This window comes from Erwinia sp. OLFS4 (assembly GCF_002752165.1).
Classification (GTDB): domain Bacteria; phylum Pseudomonadota; class Gammaproteobacteria; order Enterobacterales; family Enterobacteriaceae; genus Izhakiella.
The window spans coordinates 12,394-30,713 of record NZ_MOMB01000016.1; the positions used below are offsets into that span (position 1 = coordinate 12,394).

15 protein-coding genes are annotated in these 18,320 nt (G+C 52.6%); 9 read left to right on the forward strand and 6 right to left on the reverse strand.

The genetic code is table 11. The features are described 5' to 3' along the window. Window positions 1-59: 59 nt before the first annotated feature. Complete coding sequence (locus tag BL249_RS05445; protein WP_099706721.1) at window positions 60-1,253, reverse strand: sugar transporter; 1,194 nt, start codon at window positions 1,251-1,253, stop codon at window positions 60-62. Between the two features lie 296 nt (window positions 1,254-1,549). Here BL249_RS05445 and BL249_RS05450 point away from each other — a divergent pair, with 296 nt between their 5' ends. The 6 genes from BL249_RS05450 (at window position 1,550) to BL249_RS05475 (ending at window position 6,576) form a co-directional block, all read left to right on the forward strand. After that, window positions 1,550-2,731, forward strand: coding sequence for an MFS transporter (locus BL249_RS05450; RefSeq protein WP_446717710.1), 1,182 nt, complete (start codon window positions 1,550-1,552; stop codon window positions 2,729-2,731). Window positions 2,732-2,996: 265 nt separating this feature from the next. Next, window positions 2,997-3,470 carry an Rrf2 family transcriptional regulator gene (locus tag BL249_RS05455; protein WP_099706723.1) on the forward strand — a complete coding sequence of 158 codons (474 nt, stop codon included), beginning with the start codon at window positions 2,997-2,999 and terminating at the stop codon, window positions 3,468-3,470. An 854-nt stretch (window positions 3,471-4,324) separates the two neighbouring features. Then, window positions 4,325-4,672 (forward strand): helix-turn-helix domain-containing protein, encoded by a 348-nt coding sequence (locus BL249_RS05460; protein ID WP_099706724.1) that lies wholly within the window; start codon window positions 4,325-4,327, stop codon window positions 4,670-4,672. Between the two features lie 106 nt (window positions 4,673-4,778). Further along, window positions 4,779-5,801, forward strand: a complete 1,023-nt coding sequence (locus BL249_RS05465) for an AI-2E family transporter (RefSeq protein ID WP_099706725.1) — start codon at window positions 4,779-4,781, stop codon at window positions 5,799-5,801. Between the two features lie 38 nt (window positions 5,802-5,839). Then, complete coding sequence (locus BL249_RS05470) at window positions 5,840-6,307, forward strand: ribonuclease domain-containing protein (RefSeq protein WP_099706726.1); 468 nt, start codon at window positions 5,840-5,842, stop codon at window positions 6,305-6,307. Beyond that, window positions 6,304-6,576 carry a barstar family protein gene (locus tag BL249_RS05475; protein ID WP_241898842.1) on the forward strand — a complete coding sequence of 91 codons (273 nt, stop codon included), beginning with the start codon at window positions 6,304-6,306 and terminating at the stop codon, window positions 6,574-6,576. Before BL249_RS05470 ends, BL249_RS05475 begins: the two co-directional genes overlap by 4 nt. Here BL249_RS05475 and BL249_RS05480 read toward each other — a convergent pair. The 3 genes from BL249_RS05480 to BL249_RS05490 are packed head-to-tail and all read right to left on the reverse strand — an operon-like array spanning window position 6,569 to window position 13,371. Further along, window positions 6,569-8,983 carry a virulence factor SrfC family protein gene (locus BL249_RS05480; RefSeq protein ID WP_099706727.1) on the reverse strand — a complete coding sequence of 805 codons (2,415 nt, stop codon included), beginning with the start codon at window positions 8,981-8,983 and terminating at the stop codon, window positions 6,569-6,571. The two genes, BL249_RS05475 and BL249_RS05480, sit on opposite strands and share 8 nt — an antisense overlap. Next, a complete protein-coding gene (locus BL249_RS05485; protein ID WP_099706728.1) occupies window positions 8,983-11,967 on the reverse strand; it encodes a virulence factor SrfB in 2,985 nt (994 codons plus the stop codon). The genes BL249_RS05480 and BL249_RS05485 overlap by 1 nt, the downstream gene beginning before the upstream one ends. 3 nt (window positions 11,968-11,970) lie before the next feature. Next, window positions 11,971-13,371, reverse strand: a complete 1,401-nt coding sequence (locus tag BL249_RS05490) for an SrfA family protein (protein ID WP_143354801.1) — start codon at window positions 13,369-13,371, stop codon at window positions 11,971-11,973. 250 nt (window positions 13,372-13,621) lie between these two features. On the opposite strand from BL249_RS05490, the gene feoA reads away from it, so the two are divergent. Both feoA and feoB read left to right on the forward strand, forming a co-directional pair. Then, window positions 13,622-13,849, forward strand: coding sequence for a ferrous iron transporter A (gene feoA, locus BL249_RS05495; RefSeq protein WP_099706730.1), 228 nt, complete (start codon window positions 13,622-13,624; stop codon window positions 13,847-13,849). Next, window positions 13,846-16,179: a Fe(2+) transporter permease subunit FeoB gene (feoB, locus tag BL249_RS05500; RefSeq protein WP_099706731.1), complete on the forward strand. Its 2,334-nt coding sequence runs from the start codon at window positions 13,846-13,848 to the stop codon at window positions 16,177-16,179. Before feoA ends, feoB begins: the two co-directional genes overlap by 4 nt. A gap of 3 nt (window positions 16,180-16,182) precedes the next feature. Here feoB and narL read toward each other — a convergent pair whose 3' ends face one another. Both narL and BL249_RS05510 read right to left on the reverse strand, forming a co-directional pair. Beyond that, window positions 16,183-16,830, reverse strand: a complete 648-nt coding sequence (gene narL, locus BL249_RS05505; protein WP_446717711.1) for a two-component system response regulator NarL — start codon at window positions 16,828-16,830, stop codon at window positions 16,183-16,185. Continuing rightward, the gene (locus BL249_RS05510) at window positions 16,793-18,106 is read right to left on the reverse strand and encodes an ATP-binding protein (protein WP_099706733.1); all 1,314 of its coding nucleotides are present in this window, start codon (window positions 18,104-18,106) and stop codon (window positions 16,793-16,795) included. The genes narL and BL249_RS05510 overlap by 38 nt, the downstream gene beginning before the upstream one ends. Before the next feature lie 83 nt (window positions 18,107-18,189). On the opposite strand from BL249_RS05510, the gene BL249_RS05515 reads away from it, so the two are divergent. Then, window positions 18,190-18,320, forward strand: a 131-nt coding sequence (locus BL249_RS05515) for an IS1 family transposase (RefSeq protein ID WP_342634060.1), incomplete at its 3' end; no start/stop codon positions are given.

Genomic DNA, 18,320 nt, shown 5'->3' on the forward strand with positions numbered 1-18,320 from the left:
TCTGTCCGCGACCTTCTGTATTCACCGTGTGAATAGCAATACTTCCCGCCAGTTTCCGGCTACTGGCCGTGTACCCGCAGCTGTGGATAGCGGTGGAAACTCCACAAGCACCATCCTGTGGCAATCACCCCGATAATGCCGCCGGCATAGCCAACCTGAGCCATACTCAGATGCAGACTGATCTGATTACCCAGCAGTGCACCGCCACCAATGCCAATGTTATAGATACCAGAGAGTAGTGACATTGCCACATCGGTCGCATCCGGCGCCAGCGCCAGCACCCTGACCTGAACCGCCAGACCCATAATCATCAGAGCCATCCCCCAGATGATGCTCAGCAGGGCAATCGCCGGGCCGTAGGGTGCAGCCAGCCACAGCAACAGCATCGATAACGAAATAATGATTAATGCCACTAACAAAAAAATTGCCGGGAAACGGTTGCCCAGCGTACTGAACAGTACGCTGCCAAGAATGCCTGCCGCACCGAAAAGTAACAGCAAAAATGTGGTGCGGTTACCGGTTACGTTGGCGACAACCTGCATAAAGGGTTCAATGTAGCTGTAGGCGGTATAGTGGGCCGTGACCGCCAGCGCAATCAGCAGATATAACGCCAGCAAGGCCGGCCGGCGAAACAGCAGCGGCAGACTTTTTAGCGAGCCACTGTGTTCGCTGGGTAGTTTTGGCAACAGGCGTACCAGACAAATTAACGTTATCAGCGCCACCACCCCGATCACGCCAAAGGTACTGCGCCAGCCTAAATACTGACCAATTAAACGCCCCAGCGGCAGGCCGAGTACCATCGCCAGCGCGGTGCCGGTTGCCAGCATGCTGAGCGCCTGGGTTTTTTTGCCGGCGGGTGCCACACGGATAGCCAGTGAAGCGGTGATGGACCAGAACACTGAATGGGCCAGCGCAATGCCAATACGCGATAGCACCAGAATATTGAAACTCCAGGCGATGGTTGAGAGGGCATGGCTTATGATAAACAACACAAAAATCACCGCTATCAGCAACCGGCGTTCTATGTTGCGGGTGAGTAACATCATCGGTAACGACATCACCGCCACCACCCAGGCATATATCGTCAGCATAATACCCACTTCGGCAGTCTGCATTGACCAGCTACTGGCAATATCTGACAGTAAGCCAACCGGCACAAACTCCGTGGTGTTAAAAATAAAGGCTGCGATGGCCATCATGATGACACGCAGCCATGCGGTTTTGCGCGACACAGAGGTAATGGTTGCTTCCATGAAATAAAACGCCCGTTGCAGGTTAGCGCAGAATCTGTCCGCTAATAATATCGATGTGCTGTATTGTGGTTGATTTAGCCCGGGGATCAAATTAAAACCTATGGAATTTTAGAAAACCCCATAATGCGATGTACTTAAGGTTCTTTTCAGCATCATGCGGGATGAAATACAATACAATGACATTATCCCCGCAGATGCTGCTGTAATAAAAATGGGATAAACAGCAGCACCGGGCGTTGGCAACTCACGCTCAGGGACAGACTGTGCAGTGCGCCTGCGCATAAACGGACAACATAATGATTTCAGCCAAACCCGCGACCTACTCGATTGTTTTGTCAGGCATTGCGCAGATTATTGCCTGGGGTGGATCATTTTACCTGCTGGCGGTGCTGGCCCAGCCGATAATACGCGATACCGGCTGGCCGCAGGCCTGGGTGTACGGTGCCCTGTCGCTGGCGTTGTTGGTCTCCGGACTGCTGGCACCCCTGTGCGGGCGTATTATCGCTGCGGGTGCCGGGAGACAGTTACTGGCTTGCAGCGGGTTAACGATAGCCGCAGGGCTGATTATCATTGCGCTTAGTCACAGCTTATGGCTGTTTTTACTGGCATGGCTGGTGATTGGCGTGGGAATGGCAATGGGACTTTATGATGCGCTGTTTGCCGTGCTAGGCACAATATACAGCGCTGTTGCCCGCCGGGCCATCACCGGTATCACGCTTATTTCCGGTTTTTGTACCACGCTGGTGTGGCCCGGACTGGCAGCATTAATTGCGCTCTTTGGCTGGCGAGAAACCTGTCTTATCTGGGCCGCTATGCTGATCGTCTGTATCTGGCCAATGTACAGGATGGCCTTACCCGCAACGGCAGCGCTCACACCCGGCTACAAACGGCAATCATTGTCCCCTGGCGACAGCGCGCTGGCGCCATCATTGTTCTGGTTACTCTGCGCCATTTTTACCCTGGCATCGGTGATTATGACCGCAATCTCGGTGCAGCTGATTGTGCTACTACAGGCCAGTGGTTACGCCCTGACAACCGCGCTGGCGCTCAGTGCTATTCCGGGGCCGTGCCAGGTGGCTTCACGTATGGTCGATATGTTATTTAGCCGAAGTCACCCCATCTGGACCACCTTTTTCTCTGTGGGGCTGGTGGCGCTGGGGCTGCTATTATTGACACTGCTACCGCAATCGGCAGCGCTGGCCATGGTGTTATACGGTGCGGGTAACGGTTTACGGGCTATTGTCCGTGGCACATTGCCGCTGGCGATGGTATCAGCGCAGGACTATGCGGTTGTCATGGGGCGTATGGCGCGGCCAGCGTTGATTGGTCAGGCTCTCACCCCGCTGGTGACGGCCAGCGTTTATGCCAGCTTTGGCGCCAGAGCCACGCTGTGGATGTTGCTTGCACTAAGCCTGTTTAATCTGCTGCTGGTGGCGGCCCTGAAATGGCAGCTACCCGCTGGCGGGTCCGCAGAATAAAGCTCCGGTTCGCTGCAGCAATATCAGGATAAAATTGGCTGTCCGGAATGATCCCATTGTGCCGCTATAACAGCAATAATCGCCTGCTATTCAGCATACTGGTGATATAGCTATTTACGGCGTAGCGTCTGACTTCTCATGGTGTCGACGCTGTGATATATTATTTGTCAACAGATTTTAATAGATTTTTATACCTCAATGATTTTTAGTGCGTTTTAATAACTGCGGTCTGACCTGAAAATCGGAAAAAAGCAAGGATATTATTATGCTTGATTTACGCTTTCCTACCGCCTTACAAATGGTGCTCAGCATTGCCATGGCAGAACGGGAAGGGCGACGCAGTACCAGTAAAATTCTTGCTGTCGGGCTGGAAGCCAATCCCAGCTTTGTGCGCAAACTTATGGTGCCACTGACCCGGGATGGCATTATTGTATCGACGCTGGGGCGTTGTGGCACCATCCGGCTAGGGCGGCCGGCAGCGGAAATCACCTTGTGTGATATTTACAGCTCGGTGATTGAAGATAAGCCTCTGTTACCGCAACGTCCGCAGGTGGCCGGTCGATGCGTGGTGTCGGCAAATACCTGCTGGTTTTTTAAAGAACTGGCGAAAGAAGCAGAGCTGGCGTCGATGAATGTCCTGAAAAAACGGACGGTTGCTGATGCTCTGCATGAAATTTGCCAGCGCGATCGGCGTCCGCTCGCGGATGAAAAACCGGCTCAGCCTGGGGCAACACTTTAGCGGCGTGAAAAGTCACCCGCTTTGCCACATGCAGACTTTGTGACAGCTAACGCGCAGTCACCGGGAATGGCATAGCATAATACCGCAGTCTTAAAAAATAATAGCTTGTTATATATTGCAGCAAAAAGTTGTTTTTATTTTCATTACGCCGGCTAATTTTGTTATTTTTAACCACCAGTATTGATTAATAACCTGACGAAAGCCGACCATTAATAAAAATATTGAAATGTCCCGGACCACAAATGATTAGCGGAAAATGATGAAACTGGCATGTCTATTAAATAAATTTAATTGTTAATCGTGCATGCATTAATATAAACTGTACGCTAATGGGAATAGCAAGGGCTGTACCAGCATTATTTAATCAGAAATAAGATTAGTAAATCTTCAATAAAGATCATTTCAGTATCAGCTGTCTTAAAACAGGTAAGATGTCGGTCGTCTTATGAAAGATGATTATCACCGGCATGTTGCGGCACACAGTGTGACAGAGTGCAATATTAGTCGCTTTAGTTGCTCTGCTTTATCCTGCCACAGAAAAATGCCACAACAAAAAGGTGTCCGGTTGCAGGAGAGCAGCCAGGGCATCCACGGCCAGAGTCATGTCGTCAGTCCACGGAGGGCAAAACGCGTACAGTAAATATTCCAAACTCATTGATTTAAGTGCGGTGTTGTGTCCGGCTTCACTGCTCAGGGTAAACCGACCGGTTGACTAAAAAGTAATTTTTAAACTTGCATTTTATGGCGTGCTCCTCTACCGTAATTAAATGTTCCAGTTAAAGTTACTTTTTAGAGGTTGCCCTGTCATTGAAGCTGGCATCAGGGAAACAACCAGATAAGAAAGGAGAAGTCTGATGAATCATCATGATTTTATTGACGATCTCGTAAAGTGGATCGATGGTCATATTGAAGGGAAAATGGATCTTGACAGCGTTGCAGAGCGGGCAGGGTATTCAAAATGGCACCTGCAGCGCATGTTTAAACAGTACACTGGCCGTCCATTGGGTGAATATATTCGCGGCAGACGCCTGAAAAAATCCGCTGAACGTCTGGCCGGAGGCGCGGAACCTATCCTTGATGTTGCCATTTCTTTTGGTTTTGATTCACAGCAATCTTTTAATCGTAGCTTTAAACGTCAGTTTGGTCAGTCACCGGGAGCCTGGCGACGTCAGGCCCGCACCGAGAGTTGCCAGACAAATTAATCATAACGCGCGGGTTGATTGCCCGCGCCTTTCCGCTGTACTCAAGTGTCGCACTCTGTTGTATACTTCTCCGCCTTTCTTTTTGTCATTTTCGACGGGGATCGAAATGGAGATACGTCACCACCAGCGGCAGGATTATATTCAGTTAGCCAGCTATGTTCTGATTGCACTGGCGCTGTTTCTAATCTTTCCTCTGCGCTTGTTACCCTGTTTTCTTGCCGGTTTTATTGTCTACCAGATCATAGTGGCGTTGACCCCATGGGTGCAAAGGCTGGTTAAAGGTCAGGCGGCACGCTGGATTATTATTCTGACTCTCAGCATGCTGATCATTCTTGGTCTTATCACCGGCATCAGCAAAATTATCGCTTTTTTTCTGCACGATTTCCGCAACGCTCAGGTTTTTCATGCCACCGCCAGCAAGTTGCTGAATGATGCCCAGCATACCTTGTCGCCGGTGATTGTTCGTTACCTGCCTGCGGATATAGATGAACTGCAAACGCAGTTAATTGGCTGGCTGCGTGAACACCTGGTGGTGGTTCAGGATTTAGGGAAAACTGCGGCCCATACCGTCGCCACAATGCTGATTGGCATGCTGCTCGGCGCAATTATTTCATTGCGCAGTACGCTGCACGATGGAAAAACTATGCTGCCGCTGAAAAGTGCGCTGCTGATGCGACTGGCTACCCTGGCAACCTCGTTTCAGAACGTGGTGTTTGCACAAATTAAAGTTTCGCTGGTTAATACGCTGCTGACCGGCGCGTTTCTGTTTGGCGTGCTACCACTATTTGGTTTGCATTTTCCTTTTGGCAAAACCATTGTGGTGCTGACGTTTCTTGCCGGGTTGTTACCGATTATTGGCAACCTGATCTCTAATACCGTTATTGTGCTGGTTGGTCTGTCTCTTTCTCTGGAAGCTGCTGCTATTGCCCTGACTTTTCTGGTTCTGGTTCATAAACTGGAATATTTTATTAATGCCCGTATTTTTGGTACGCGTATCAATGCCAAAACCTGGGAAATTTTGCTGGCGATGTTGATCTTTGAATCAGCATTTGGCCTGGCTGGCGTGGTGGCGGCACCGCTTTATTACGCCTATCTTAAAAGCGAGTTACGGGCAGCCGGGCTGGTATGATGCGGCGTAATGGCGCATTCCTTTAAAGTGAATAATCTATGAGTAAGCGATTAATTATTGCCGCATTGCTGGCTGTCGTCGCCGCAATTTATGGACTGCGTCAGCCACATCAGCGCGCAGAGATATCCACGCGCCATGACCAGCAGCAGACCCGCGCGCGGACGGACGATATTACAGCACTGACCCGTCAGCAGCGGGTGATCAGTTATCTACAGCAGCATCAGCGTTTACCGGATGTTTATATCAGTAAAAACCAGGCCCGCCGCCAGGGCTGGAATCCTGCTCAGGGTAACCTTTGTCAGGTGCTACCGGGGAGGGCAATTGGCGGAGACCGTTTTAGTAATCGTGAACAACAATTACCGCAACAGGCCGGGCGTAAATGGTTTGAGGCGGATATTAACTATCGCTGCGGCCGGCGCGGCAGCGACCGACTGCTTTACTCCAGTGATGGGCTGATATTCGTCACTCACGATCATTACCAACACTTCCAGCAGGTGAACCAATGATCCAGCAACTCAGTCTAGATTTTCGTACTATTGCCGCCGTGCCCGAGTTTTATCGTCAGTTTGCCAGCAGGCTCAACCTGAGCAGCCACTTTGGCAATAATCTTGATGCGTTATGGGATGCCATAACCGGCGAAATTGCCTTACCGTTTCAGTTAACCTTACGTCATTTCCATCAGCATGCCGATCCACAGCAATTTTCTGCGCTGATTAGCTTATTAAAAGAAGCCGAAAAGGAGACAGATGGCGCCTTTCGGCTGATAATTAAGTGACAGTGTCACTACGATTTTCTGTACTGCATCCGGCCGTCGCCTGGGTAATAATGTTCACCAGCTGCTGGCGCGCGCTGCCGCTCACCGCCGGCGAAGAGGGGTAACCGGCATTTTGTACAATCAGTTGATTGAGGGCGATTAACCAGTCATAGATATAATAAGCCGCGTTATTTAGCGCGACTTCTGGCAGACGCGCCAGCCGTTGTCCCGCCGCCGCGGGGGGAATGCTCACTGGGCGGGCAAAAATTTTTGCCCCGGGATGGATACGGCTATCGGGTTTCTGATCCTCTGCCAGCGTCTGAAAACCCAGCCAGGTTACATAGTCTGACAGCACGCCCAGGGCCAGAGAAACCTGGCGTTCAGCAAGGTGTTTTACCGGCAGCGCATTCAACGTGCTGTCACTGAGTGCAATCTGCAACGCCTGTTCAATCTCCAGCCGCAAACTGCCGGTGATCAGCTCAGTGGTCAGCATTTCAAGGACAGGTTTACTGACATCAAGCAGCAGCTGCAGCGAGCGGTTATCCGGCAGCTGGCGCAGGTGATTTATCCAGAAACAATAGACCTGATGGGCAAATACAGCATGTTCACCGCCAGACGGGGTGTCTATCTGTGGCGAAACCAGCGCTTGTGGCGTTGTGCTGAGCAGGTCAAGGCTGATGCCGATACTGAAGGGATGGGCGGTCCCCAGGGTACTGCCATCGTGTTGCGCCAGCTCACGCTGGTGCTGCTGTATAAACAGATAACGCAGGCTATCGCGTGTGGGTAACAGTCGCTCCAGCAGTTCGCCGTGCACGCCCGTCCGTTGCTGTAACGCCTTGATAACCTGGCTGGCAATACGCTGCTTTGCCGACGGCGCAGTTGTGCTGTCATCAGCTAGCCAGCGCGCGAGTACATTATCACGTAATTCACGGCATAATTCCTGGTGCTGTCCACTGAGGTGTGTCAGCCGGCGGTCCTGTTTCACCTCACTGGTCAGCCAGCTGGCAAGGCGCAGTAACCCTTTATCATCGCTGACCGTCATACTTTCCCAGCGCTTACCGGGTTGGCCAATTGCACGCTGAATCGCGAGATCGTAGTTTTCCCCGCCGGTAACCTTGTGATCATAAGGGGTTAATGCCCATATTAGCCCCGGCTGGCGGCCTGCATGCTGATCGGGTTGGTCACTCTGTGTTTGATTCAGCCAACCGGTAAGCATCGCTGCTGGCAGACGCGTATTAGTCCGGTCGGTACTGGCAGTACAGACCAGCAGCCAGTGCATTTGCTGCGCCTCACTGGCAAGCGTCAGTAACAATGAACGTTTCGCCTGGATGGCTTCCAGTGCCAGGGGCATGGCGCGATGGTCACTTTCATCTGTTGCCCCGCTTGCCGGAAAATCCAGAATATCTGCCTGTTCAAACAGTGCCAGTTGCGGGGCCTGGTGCAGGGGGAAGCTGATTTCACGGGCGAGTATGGTTAACTCTGAAAGTGACAGGGTCACTGATTTTAGTAATTTGCCATTGCGGCGCGGACAAACCTGCAGGGTGAGGGCCGCCGGGGTATTGAAATCCTGCAGGGCACTGGTGGTAAGCAGACTGCATCCGGCATCATCAATTGCCGCAGCGGGCGCAGCTACCTGGCGGGCATGGCCAAGCTGATGCAGCACATGGGCCAGCTGGCGGTACAGTGCGGTCAGATCCGGCGCATCATGCCATAACAGCGAAAATAATTGCGCACGTTCATCAATATTTAGCCACGGAGCCAGCGTAGTTGCCAGCGGCCAGAAATGGCGATCAAACACAGCCTGCTGTGGCCAGCAGGCGCGGTTACAGCACACCCTTAATGCCGCCATATCAGCACAAGTTATCCCTGCTAGCGCTTCACGCTGGCGGTAACGCAGCAGATTTTTCAGGCGCGTTGCCAGCAGCGAGTCAGCCGGCATTGTCGCAGGTAAGCGCTGCAGCCAGACAGAAAATAGCATACTGACGATTTCCGTTTCGCTGAGCAGCAACAACTGCAGCGGCCATTTTTTGCTGTTAGTCTGTGGCTGACGGGTAAAGCGTTGCACCAGGGTGGCGGTTTGTTGCCACGGATTAATCTGCTGGGCGTAGTCAAGCGGATGCCCGCCGGCATCAATGACTAAGCGGCTATTCTCAGCGTGCAACAGCGACTGGATAAGATAGGTCTTGCCGGCCTGGGCCAGACCATAAAATCCCACTGCGCACGGCTGCTGACTGGCGGCGGCAAAATGCCGCGCCTGATTACTGAGCTGGCGCAATTTCACCGTGAGCCAGTCGGCTTCCTGCTCAAGGCAGGGGACCTGCTGGCGCTGGCTGTTGACCCAGCTAAGAGCATCATCCAGTGCGGCCGCGGTTTGTTGAAATTTGTCGTCCAGCCGGGCGGCAAGATGTTTACTGGTCACCGGTTTCATTATTTATAAACGCTCCCGCTATCAATCCAGTAATGCGTCACGCCGGGGCTACTGGCTGCCAGGGTATTTAACGTCAGCCGCAGCTGCCCGGGCGAAACCTGACTACCATCATCCAGGCGTGCGTCGGCAATTTCAAATCCATCGGCAGCGCCTGTTTGCGTCCGCTGGCGAAGAGTAAGTCGTAACCGTAATTCGCTATTACCGGCAATTTTACGTGCCAGCAAGGGATCGCAAATGGTCAGACTATACAGGGGGGAAGCGGGCCAGCGTGCATTATCCAGCTGGCGGAAGCCAAGAGTCAGATTACCGCGAACCCGAAAATATGTTTTATCGTCAAGGGTATAATTCGCCTGGTCAAGATCGATCTCTTTGTACCAAAGATTACCAGCGCTCATGACCTGATTGTCGTCGAGCACACCGAGATAGCGGAGGGTCGAATAAGGGCGAATATCGCCGGCATTGCACCCGAAATGACCGAGCCGCAAATCGAGCGACAGCAGACAGAGCATGGCACCGACCACCGCCGTAGATTTTGGATTCGCAATACGACCGTCTTTATTAAACGGGTACCAGTCGCTGGTATGATAACCATCCAGTGACAGTATGCGGCTCGCCGGCAGCGGTTGCAGGTGGCGAAACAGCGCCTGTATCCCGGGAAAAGCGGCAGGACGACCGGTAAGCAGCAAGATATCACAGTCATATGCGGCGACCAGTTCTGTCAGCGCGCGCAGATTATGGCTAATATTCATACGCGGAGAAATAAATTCAGCGTGCAATCCCGCCAGGGGGACAATCAGCGTCACGTGCAAAATATTAAACGGGGCCGCTTTCGCTGGCAGTTCACGCTGAATTTCGCGATTAATATCATCGTGCAATTGCGCGGTGGGCGGCTGTGGCAACAGTTCAGCAAACTGATTATCGATTTCAGCTGTCAGGTCGAGCGGATCATAATGCTCGTACGCGGTCAGAATGGCCTGACCAAGCGGTATAAAAATTTGTAACGTCACCTGCTGACGCAGGGTAGAGAGCCCGTCGGCGCGGCCTTGTGGGCCAAACAAGCGCCTCATTACCGCTTCCGGGTTAATCATGCCTGCCTGCTTAAATGCCTGCTGCAGACTGGGCAATACGTAGCGCTGGATAACATCCAGCAGAATATCATCGCCTGCGCTTTTAAAGCCTTCGCGGAACAGCAATTGCGGGCTGATTTTGATGTTATTAGCCTGGCCGTCATCAAGATGGTACTGGGTGATCGCGAGGTCTGTGGTTCCGCCGCCAATATCAATTGTGGCAACACGCAGCGTTTTTCCTGGCACTTCATCCGCCGCGCGCTGGCGATCGGGTCGTGCCATGCTGGCAAAAAAAGCGTCAGCCCGACCCGCAAAATTCACCACAGTTTCATTATAAAGGTAAACCATCTGGCCACAGGTGGCTTCGTCCCATTCCATCTGAATATCAGGCACCGGCAGCCGGCTGAGCGCCCGATCGGCATCGCTGCTGAACGCTGCATCATGAGGATGCCAGCCCAGCGCTTTCCAGACCAGGCCAATCGCCTGCTGCATACGCCGGCGAAAGATTTCCCGCTCGGCATTCGGCATTGCCGATGGCAGGGTCAGAATAATATGGCGTAACTGGCGGGGGGCGCTGCTACGCAACAGGCGATAACGCTGTGCCACGCTGTTGATTTGCGACAATGCCTGGCTAAGTAATTCGCACAGCATCAGACTCATCAGCGCGCTGCGGCTGTAATGGGGATTGAATACCGGCAGGCGCTGCTCCGGTGGCTGCTGGAACAGCGGCTCACCTTCATCGTCAATCAGACAGGTAAACGGGGCGGCTATTGCCGGCGATTGCTGTCCGCTTAGCCCCTTTTTCTGACTGAAATACCAGCCAGCGCGCCAGGGATCTTCATCCCATAAATAGCGGCGAGGGCTCGACAGACCGCTGCGGCCTTGGTGACCTGCGTGCTGAAGTGCCAGCTGACATGCTTCACGACCGACCCGCACCATCGAGGGCCAGAGAAATGCTTCATCACGGCCGCTCTGCAGTGAAAAATTGTTTTTACCAAAGTGCGCCTGACAAAATTCCACCCGGCTTTCAAACAGTTCGTTATACCCTTGGGTGGGTTCACCGAGATTACGCAAATGCAGCTCATAACTGTGTTTCAGTCCCTGACGGTCATCCGGATGATCTTCAACCAAAATGCCACAGGTATGCGAGTTACCGACATCCAGAATCAAATCGACGTCAACAGCCGGCTGCTGTGCTGAAGCTGAACAGATTTTTAGCGTGGGTAACTGTCGTTCACTGGCAATAAAATGCAGCAGATTCAGATAGTGAGCCTGATATTCAAATTCACGCAGGGCGCTATTTATATCGGATAAACTGCGGCTTTCTTTGGCGTCTGATTGTTCGCTGAATACTTCACGCAACCAGCCATCAACCCAGGTCTGGTCAAGAAAATCAATTAACTCATCGTTCTGCCAGGCCAGAGTAAAAATTGAACCGTTTGTCACATCGCTGTCAGTCAAGGTCAGTGCGGCATACGGGTGATCATCAGAATAAACCCGGGTATCAAATGCCAGAGTAAGGCGGTGGCTGTTGCCGCCGCTATCCGGCTGGTCAAGCGCGACGATGCGCATGCGCGCCCAGTTATCCGGTCCGCCCACAAAGGTTCGTGGTGGGATAATACGCAGCCAGGGCATCGGTAACCACAGGCGATCAAGCAGTTGTAGCGATTGTTGTAACGGATAGCTGTATTCTGGCTTGACCGTTTCGTAAGTCTGATTGTCGGACTGCATGAGCAGATAGCGATCGTTGAGGGCATCGTGGTCAAGTCGCAGCAATGGACCATTACTGGTTTTTCGCACGAATTTACCCACTGAACTTTCTGCCTGAGCGGGCTGCAGGCCAAAGTCGAGAAACTGAATTCCGCTATCAGCAATCAGGGTCAGTTGTGGTGGGTAATCATTGAGAGTGACAAGCATGGGTTATCTCCCCGCACGCTGCATGGTAACAGGATAGGCCGTGTTATCGTCAAAGCGCGCGCTGCATAAAGCCGCCCGGGTCTCGGGTTGAGTACAGCTGACTTCCGGCATAGCAAGATGGCGTCCATCGCTGCATTTTGCTCTGCTGCGGGCTTTAATCACCAGCTTTCCCGACTTCATCAGACCGGCAAAAACATCAATCCGGCAGCGGATATTGCCGCCTTGTAGCAGCGTGGCCGTGCCTTTACCGTTGCTAAACTGGTAACGCAGCAACGGCCAACGGCCGGTTACCGGGATATTAACCCCCGGAACGACCTGCCAGCTGCCATTAAGAAATTGGGTTGAACCACGCCGCACTGCAGTGGCGGGTAACACTAATACGTTTTTAGGCTGCGTCTGGCCGGTATCAGCAGCAGTTTCTGTCAACGGATGTGGCGTGGCAGGTGGTACCAGGCTGGCATGGGCCAGCGGCAGCTGTATTGCTATCGGGGACGAGTGCGTTGCCTGATTGTGTGGATCCAGCACCGGCAGCCGCGGTAGCGGTGTTTTTTTCGCTGCCGGCCGCGCCTGGCTGAGCACCGGCGATTTTTCTGCGCTGAAATAGCTGCGTAGCTGGAGGCCGGCCAGCGCCAGCAGAGCGATGGCCGGCAGTATCCAGCCATAGCGCCATCTGTGCGGGCGGGAATGACCTTGCAATGCCACAGACTGCTGACTACCCGGCTCAGGCTCAGGCTCCGTCATGTTGTCAGCCGGCAGCGAGCACTGATACATCGCTGACAGCTGTTGCTGTTGTCTGATACTTGCCTGCGGGGAAAAGGGCAGATTATCAGGATTCGTCTGTGAGGTTTGTCCGCAAGAAGACATGCTGTGTGTTGCTGGTGTAACCGTTGCCACGGGGGTAATCAGCGGTGGCATACTCTCCTGCACGCTGTGTCGCAACAGGTCGAGCGGATCAGTCAGTCTTTTATTTAATGCACTAAAACCCCAGAAAGTAATGACCGGTTTATCTGCAACCAGGAAAACGCAGTTTTGATCGGGAAAATGCAATGCTTTCGCCAGCAGGTTAGCGAATAACTGATGTCCAGGTTTGCCAGCAGCGCGTGCCACGTGACTGATTTCCTGCAATGCCTGCGCACACTGCTCCAGTTGACTGATAGCCTGGCTGCGTGAATGGCTGCTGGCGTTATTCCAGCTCACCACGTTACCTTCAAACTGCGCGTACCAGTCAAGACGGCTACCGGCTTCGTCAGGCTGCGGAAGGGCAAACAAATCTGCCAGTGCCTGCTTCTGACGTAATCGCAACGTTTCAAGGATTTGCCGTGCTGAATACCAGACAGGCTGGCCGTTTTCGCCTAGCGCCAGCACCGAGTCAAGATTTCCGCTGCGTAAAAATGTATTAGCCACGCCAAAAGACCTATTGAACAGATGTTATCAGGGGATAACACAATGACTTGTAGCATATTAATTCTTTACTTAAATCAAATGCGGGAATAAACGCGTAAACCGGGGGCTGATTAAGCAATAAACCAATAATGCGCTGCTGATGGGTGGCTATATCTTATACAGAAACGCATTATCTTGACTAAGATCAAGAATGAGAATGATTTTCATCTTTAATCTCATGCGAGATTTTCTTCCATGCTCAGGTAATATAATGAATTTTCATTCCAGACAAATTATTTCAATAGTAAGTTTCTCGCCGGAAATATCGCCAGCCTGGCGACAAAAATTATTGTCATTTGGTCTGTTACCAGGCAGTGTCTTTGAAATAGTCCGCATTGCACCGCTTGGCGATCCTATTGAAATTCGTACCTGCAGACAGAGCCTGATGCTACGTAAAAAAGACATGATTCATCTTGAATTACGGGAGGTGACATCATGAAAAAAATAACCATTGGATTATTTGGTAATCCCAATGCCGGTAAGACCACCTTATTTAATCAGCTCACCGGTGCACGCCAGCGGGTAGGCAACTGGGCCGGTGTTACCGTTGAACGCAAGCAGGGTCAGTTTACGACCGGGACGGCGAATGTCACTCTGGTGGATTTGCCTGGTACCTTGTCGTTAACCACGCTTTCACATCAGGCATCGCTGGATGAACAAATTGCCTGTCAATATCTGCTCAGCGGCGAAGCCGATCTGATTATCAATGTCGTGGATGCGTCCTGCCTTGAGCGCAGCCTTAACCTGACGCTTGAATTGCTTGCGCTTGGTATACCCTGCATTGTGGCGCTGAATATGCTGGATATGGCGCAAAGTCAGCATATTGATATTGATACGGCGGCGCTGGCCGCCTGGCTGGGTTGTCCGGTCATTCCACTGGTGAGTTCGCGTGGGCAGGGTATTGCAGAACTTAAACAGCAGATCGACCAGCCAATCGCCATCGCTGATATGCCGCAAATTTGCTATCCATTACCGTTGCAGCAGGCATTTGTCCGTCTGGCGCAGGCGATGCCGGAAAGCCTTGGTGAGCGTCATAAAATCTGGCTGGCCCAGCAGTTGTTAAAGGGTGACATTATCAGTGGCAAGCTTGCCGGCGCAGCCAGTCAACAGGTGCCGGAGGAACTGGCGACGATAAATGCTTCCACCGGCAGTGAAGCCAGTATATTGATGGCTGAAGCCCGCTTTCAGGCAATAGCACAACTTTGTCAGCAGGTCACTTCGGTTAGTAAAGCACAGCTTAATCGCTTAACCCTGACACTCGATCGGGTAGTGCTTAATCGGTGGGCCGGATTGCCGATATTTTTTTTGGTTATGTACCTGATGTTCCTGCTATCGATAAATCTGGGTGGGGCGTTGCAACCGCTGTTTGAGCTCAGTTCAGCCGCGATATTTATTGACGGTGTGCGCTGGCTCGGTGCTGAATTCCATTTACCAACCTGGCTGACGGTTTTTATGGCGCAGGGTATCGGCGGTGGGATTAACACCGTTTTGCCACTGGTGCCGCAGATTGGCCTGATGTATCTGTTTTTGTCCTTTCTTGAAGATTCCGGCTATATGGCACGGGCCGCGTTTGTGATGGACCGTCTGATGCAACTGCTTGGATTACCGGGAAAATCCTTTGTTCCACTGATTGTGGGTTTTGGCTGCAATGTGCCGGCGATTATGGGGGCCAGAACGCTGGATATGCCGCGTGACCGCCAGATGACGGTGATTATGGCGCCATTCATGTCCTGCGGTGCCAGACTGGCGATATTCGCGGTATTTGCCGCCACATTTTTTGGTCAGCACGGTGCCAGTATTGTTTTTTCGCTCTATGTTCTGGGAATACTGGCGGCCATCGCGACGGGGCTTATTCTGAAACATACTTTAATGCGCGGTGAAGCGACGCCATTTATTATGGACCTGCCGCTCTACCATATCCCACATATTAAAAGTCTGTTTTTGCAGACCTGGATGCGGTTAAAGGGTTTTATTCTGCGCGCCGGTAAGGTTATTGTGCTGGCCAGCATGCTGATTGGTGGGCTGAGTAATTTTGCTTTTAACGGCAGTATTGTCAGTAATATTGACCAGTCGGCGCTGGCGGATGTCAGTAAGTCCCTGACGCCCTTGCTGTCACCGATTGGTATTCAGCAGGATAACTGGCAGGCGACGGTGGGGCTGATCACGGGGGCAATGGCAAAAGAAGTGGTGGTGGGTACCCTTAACACCCTGTATACCGCTGAGGCTATTCAGCAGCAGCCATTTGTAGCGGCCGATTTCAGCCTGAGCCGGGCGCTGAAAAATGCCGTTGAACAGACATGGCAGTCGGTTAAGGCAACATTTTCCCTGAGCGTACTGGCTAATCCGGTTGAAGCCAGTAAAGGGGATGGCGATATGGACAGCGGCGCCTCGGGTACTATGAGCAAAAAATTTGGCAGTGTGCAAAGTGCCTACAGCTATCTGATTTTTGTTTTGCTGTACGTTCCTTGTGCCTCAGTGATGGGCGCTATTACCCGTGAGTCCGGGGCGCGCTGGATGTTGTTTGCCATGGGCTGGGGGCTGAATCTGGCCTGGTCGCTGGCAACCTTTTACTACCAGCTGGCTACTTTCCGCCAGCATCCTGCCTCCAGTGGTGGCTGGCTGTTGCTGGTGGTAATGGTAAATGTGTTGCTGATTGGCGGCTTACGCTGGCTAAGTTCGCGTCTGGCTGCCAGCGACAACCGGCCGGCTGACCATCGTGTTGCTCGTGGCTGTGCCGGATGTCCCGGCAGCAAAGGCTGTCGCGGATAACGGTTATTTTTTCTGTTGTAACAGCCAGATAGCCGCTTCGGTACGTGAACGCAAGCTGAGTTTTTGCAGCAGATGTTTAACATGTACCTTAACCGTGCTTTCGCTGATATCCAGTTCGCGGGCAATCAGTTTATTACTGAGCCCGCGTGACAGCTGATGCAATATTTCGGTTTCACGCGGAGTGAGAGCACTCAGCGCAAGGTTTGCCGGCACCTGTGGCGCGCGTAACTGTTCCGCCAGCAGCGGTGCCAGATTATCGCTAAGAACCATTTCGCCAGCAGCGGCCTGATGAAGTGCAGCCAGTAATGCTTCCGGCTCCATATCTTTAAGCAAATAACCCTCTGCGCCCTGACGCAGAGCGGCGACCACATCCTGTTGCGCATCGGAGACGGTAAATATCACTATCCGGCTGGAAAGCGGCTGCTGGCGCAATGCATGTAGCGTGGCCAGTCCGTCACAGCCGGGCATGTTCATATCCAGCAGGATCAGATCCGGGTCATGCTCGCGTGCCAGCGCCACCCCGGCGGGACCGCTGCCTGCCTCAGCGATGACTTTCAGCATCGGATCAAGACTGACCAGCTGGCAAATACCCCGCCGAAGGGTGGGGTGATCGTCAATCAGTAAGAGTGTTGCGGGAGTCATGGTCATTATCATCCTGAATGGTTAAAGGAAAACAAACCTCAATACGCGTCCCGCGGCCGGGGGTAGTATGCAGTCTGAAATGGCCGTTGAGTGCCTGGGCGCGGCCATGCATGATAGCCAGTCCAAAATGCTCGCGGGCAACGCTGTCGGCAATAAAACCGCGGCCATTATCCTGCACGCTCAGCTTAACCTGATGGTTATGGTAGCTGACAACAATATGCACCGCCGTGGCCGAAGCATGACGCACCACATTATTCAGCGCTTCACGCACGATATTGGTCAGGTGCAGTGATTGTGACGGGGTAAAGCCGACGCTGGCGGCCTGCCAGTCAAGCTGTGGCGGGTAACCAAGACGGGTGCTGAACTCCGTGCAGGTTTCCGCCAGCGCCGGCAGTAAGCCCGGCTGCGAGAGCTGCACGCGAAATGTCGTCAGCAGTTCACGCAGTTGACGCCAGGATCGGTTTAGCTCCTCGCGCATCTGAGCCAGCAGCGCCACAGTGTCAGGTTGTTTCAGACAAGGCTGCATTTGTATGCAACCAAGCTGTATTTTCAGACAACTCAATGACTGGGCAATAGAATCGTGTAATTCACGCGCAATTGCGCTGCGCTCTTCCATTAACGCCACCTGCTGACGGTAATCCTGCTGGCTGGCGGCGGTTTGCGTGTTCGCGATCATTTCGCAAAGCGTGACAATCAGTTGTTGCTGATCGCAGGTCAGGTGGTGGCTGGCTGGCAGGCGCGCATTAAGGTAACCCTGCTCAGGTTTGCCTGGTCGCAGCTGCCAGTAATGTTGTTGTTGATTACCGACAGCGACGGAACTGCTCTGGGGATAATGGCTAAGCGACGGAGCAATCAGCGGCGTGACCCGGCACAGCTGCTTAAGAACGGCATTAATTCGTTCGCTCAGCGGCGCATTGCTCTGTAAGCGCTGACTGGCAGCAAACAGAAAACGCAGTTCATCATGTTTTTGCGCCAGACTGGCGGTTTTTTCCAGCACCCGTTTTTCCAGCGTGCCATAGCTTTGTGCCAGTGCGCTGGCCATCTGATTTAGCGCCGAAGCTAACTGCGCCATTTCATCACGTCCATTAATCGCCACCCGCGGGGTAAAGTCCGTCAGACTGATGGTATCTGCCTGATTCATTAGCGCACGCCATGGCAACAGTACCCGCTTACGCAACCAGTGACGCATCAGCAGCAGTTCAGTTATCAGCACAAAGATCAGCATAAAATGGATATGTGTGCTTTGTTGCAGGCGCTGGGTACTGCGAATATCGAGTGCCTGCACCAGCTTATCAATGTTGTCTGCAAAGGGGTGATGCCTCTAATTGGTTGAATCTGATGTATAATGCGGGCTTTTGAGGTTCTCTTATGGCCAGCGTTAACGTTCATTGTCCCCGTTGTCAGTCTGTTCAGGTTTACCGCCATGGTCAGAACCCTAAAGTCTATGACAGATTTCGCTGCCGTGACTGCCACCGCGTGTTTCAACTCACTTACGCTTA